The organism is Komagataeibacter xylinus NBRC 15237 (assembly GCF_001571345.1).
Classification (GTDB): Bacteria; Pseudomonadota; Alphaproteobacteria; order Acetobacterales; family Acetobacteraceae; genus Komagataeibacter; species Komagataeibacter xylinus.
The window spans coordinates 1-3,587 of the sequence record NZ_BCTP01000099.1 but is presented as its reverse complement, the minus strand read 5'-3'; the positions used below and the strand labels follow the sequence as shown (position 1 = coordinate 3,587).

At 51.0% G+C, this 3,587-nt stretch carries 3 protein-coding genes; all 3 read right to left on the bottom strand.

The features are described from left to right. Nucleotides 1-175 precede the first annotated feature (175 nt). Nucleotides 176-826, bottom strand: coding sequence for a YoaK family protein (locus GXY01S_RS16420; RefSeq protein ID WP_061276839.1), 651 nt, complete (start codon nt 824-826; stop codon nt 176-178). Next, nucleotides 826-1,995, bottom strand: a complete 1,170-nt coding sequence (locus GXY01S_RS16415) for an oxalate decarboxylase family bicupin (RefSeq protein ID WP_025439994.1) — start codon at nt 1,993-1,995, stop codon at nt 826-828. The genes GXY01S_RS16420 and GXY01S_RS16415 overlap by 1 nt, the downstream gene beginning before the upstream one ends. A gap of 836 nt (nt 1,996-2,831) precedes the next feature. Beyond that, the gene (locus GXY01S_RS16410; RefSeq protein WP_082770967.1) at nt 2,832-3,545 is read right to left on the bottom strand and encodes a LysR family transcriptional regulator substrate-binding protein; all 714 of its coding nucleotides are present in this window, start codon (nt 3,543-3,545) and stop codon (nt 2,832-2,834) included. Between the last annotated feature and the right edge of the window lie 42 nt (nt 3,546-3,587).

Sequence of the window (3,587 nt, the reverse complement as noted above, 5' to 3'; positions counted from 1 at the left end):
AGTTCTCAGTGAAAATCAACAGCCATAGGACGTGTCGCCCGTTAGCAGTCTGTTCTCCCGCTCACCCTGTGATGTTTGCACCCGTTTCCGGAACGTGCAGCCAATGGAAACTGGAGACTTGTAATCAGGGAACGAGTGGGACGGATTGCGTCAGCTGCAGGTAATTATCACCCCATCATCCCTGATCCGGCCAGAGGAAAAACAGGCCAATCAGCAGCGGCACCGGAACCAGAAAGAACCCCGAAGTCGCCCCGCGCGCAAAAACCGACACAAAGGCTCCGGCGATACACCCGGTCCAGCCAAGTCCCGGCAGCAATGAAGCCAGCGAAAACTCTCTCTTTCCCCGCCAGATCCCACAGAGAAACTCCGCAATATTATCAGCGAATTTTACAATATTATTGGTGACAACAATCGTCTGCACGGAAATACCGGAAAAGCGTGAAAGCGTCTCGCCCTGCATCGCCATCGCAACCGCCAGCAACAGCGTCTCAATTCGAGCACTGCCACCTGCGGCATGAGACCAGTGGACGCCCTGAGCCAGAACCAGCAATCCCGCCATCCACAGCCACTCATGCCGGTATGCCGGCAAAGCCCGCCGCAACAGACTCGCCGCCAGCGCTCCGAAAAAAAACAGCCCCAGAACCGTGCCGATCGCGCCGGCTCTGGCCAGATCCCGGTCGGCCAGGGAGATCCCGAAGGTGGTCGAATTTCCCGTCATCGCGGCCGTGAAAATGCCGTGGAGTTCAACATACCCCACGGCATCCACATACCCCGCCACAAGACTCAGCGCGAGAACGCGCAGGGCCGAGCGTATCAGCGGTGTCATCAGACGATCAGCGGTTTGTCCTGCCGCAGTTTCGACAACGTTTCATCATCAAGATTGAGATGTTCCTTCACCATCTGACGCGGCGACAGGCCCAACCACTGATTGGCCGAGAAATCGGCGAAGTGATCGCTCTTGAACGCTTCCAGAAAAACCATCGGTTCATCGCCGATATTTTCCAGATAATGCCCCATCCCGAGCGGCACATAACCCACATCGCCCGCACAGTAATCGAAGGTTCGCGCCTTCCCGCCCGATGCGAAAACCGTCATACGTGCACGGCCACGAACGAAATACTGCCACTCGTCATTGTTCGGATGCCAGTGGAGTTCGCGCATCCTCCCCGGTTCCACAACATTAATTGCAGCGGCAATGGTCGAGGCCGCCGGAAAGTTACGGGAATCGACAACCCGCACGGTTCCGCCAGCAGCTTTCGCAGGCTCCTGCTTCAAAAACCGATGCGTATACCGGATCTGCGACGGACCCTGCGGACATTTGATCGCATCTTCCTTTGCAACCGTCGGTTCGGTTCCATTGAAGATCCAGCGCGTTTTTTCCACATCTGTTGGCAGATTGGCGAAAACGGATTCCGGCACACCGAAATTCTTCGCCAGAACATGTCGCGGCGTATGAGCGAACCAGTCGCTGATCAGGAAAGTTTCGTTTTCAGAAAAATTCGCGTCATCAAAAACAAGAAGGAATTCGCATCCCTCATCGCCAAGTCCCTGAATGGAGTGAGGAATCCCGGCGGGAAAATTCCAGATATCCCCGGCTTCAACATCATCAACAAAAGGGTGTCCGCTTGTATCCAGCGCCGTGACCCGCGCTTTCCCAGCGATCATGAAACCCCATTCAGCTTCCTTGTGATAATGAAGCTCTCGATACCCGCCGGGTTTGAGCCGCATGTTCACTCCCGCAAGCGTTGTAGCGACCGGGAGTTCGCGAATGGTAATTTCACGCGCCCACCCACCGGAGCCAAGACGATTGCGTGCGTCGGCATAAGAGAATTTCAGATTGGGAATTGTCCCCGCATCCGTGTCCGGTGACGCCAGCAGATCGGGAACCTCGCGTTCACGTGGAAGATTGCGCGGTCCAAGAATGCTCGCCCCACGATCACCGCGAACGGGTTCCGGGGCCTCACGTTTTGAGCTGGTCCAGGGAAGGTCTGCCATTGCGGTATTTCCTGCCTGATGTGAATTGCGAAAAAATATGTCACTAGCAGGAGTGAAGCATTGATGTCCATCAAGAATTCTGTTTATGGTTGAATACTCACAACAATGTGAATATTCACGAAGGTAAAATACTCACAGAAAGCATCTGATTAATTTTATAAAATATATAAATTATATTTAAAAATTCTCGAAGCAATTATTATTACAAATAGACGGATTTTGTGGACAGAACGAAGAGATATGTCCGTTTCTGAAAATGAAAGCAGCAATACGGACAATTCTTTATGGAAGCACCACTGTCCGATTGACGAAGATGCCCCCACTCAGCATGCAGAGTTCGTCAACCTGAGCCGTGCCATGGCTTTTCGGGAAAAGGGCCGCAGACGCACTACCTGTTCGTCTGTCAGCCAATGCAGGTCGCCATCTTCAATCCCCTCACGGAGCCTGAAACAGATTTGAACGGAAGTCTGCGTCTGACTATCGCCTCCATGCCTCGTCATGACGATCCTGCTGACATATTTTTATTCTAAAACATACCGCGATCTGGAATAGTATGCGGATCAGACTGGATATTTTTTATCGCATTGTACACAGATTGTCTGTTGTTTGCTTGCCCTGCCGTATCCGCACATCCTGACAGACCCAGAAGGATCGTGACGAATGCGGCAATGCAGCACGCGTGTTTGCAGTTTCTAAAGACCATTTACGTTCTCCAAAGCAAAAACCCTATATGCGCTCCATAAAAGAAGTGCATACTCTACGTTCTTCGAAAAAAGCTGGGTGTCCTGCACTTTTTCCGAACGGAATAAAAAAGTATATTGCTCCCTAATTTATTTTTATTTTTCTGTTTCAACCGGAGTCAGACAGGATTTTTCAATGGCATGAGCGTAGTCGATTGCTACAGCAGTGCCCCAGGCACGAGATGCAAAAGTCGTTATCGGTTCGTCCTTCATCCTGCAAAGACCAATGAAACCTGGTGAGAACCCCTGAAGAGCCCGCTTTTGCAGCTTTTGTTCACCTGATATGCGCAAGGGAAAAGAGGCGATGGGAAGTATCGTTACGACATTACCAAGCATCAACTCGGCGTGTATGAGTTCCAGAGAATCTGATTCCATTTGTACATTGGGAGTAACACCAGCGATTTGAAACCCGGTATCAATCAATTGCCGACAATGCATACCTTTTGTCAGTAATGCCAACGGAAGAGTCGCTGCTTCTTCCCAGGTGATTTCCGGTTGAAGCGGAAGCTCAGAATCATCTACGGCAGCCAGAACCTGATGTTCCGCGTAAAGTGTACGCACCTCGAACGAATTGGCCTGAGGCATTTGATCCGTATACATAATGCTGAAATCAATTTCCTTTGAAATCAACTTCGAAATGATGTCTTCATTTGGAATGACCTGTACGGCACTGGCACATGGTCCAGCATCTTTCCTTATATCCTGCAGGATCAGGGGAATAAGATGAACTGCCGTCGGAATGACGCCAATACGTATGATTCCGAAAAGTCCCTGCCTTGCCAAGGAAGCATCCTGACTGTTGATTTTCACTGAGAACTGACCCGGGTAGGGCGGAAATTTTCATCGAGATTT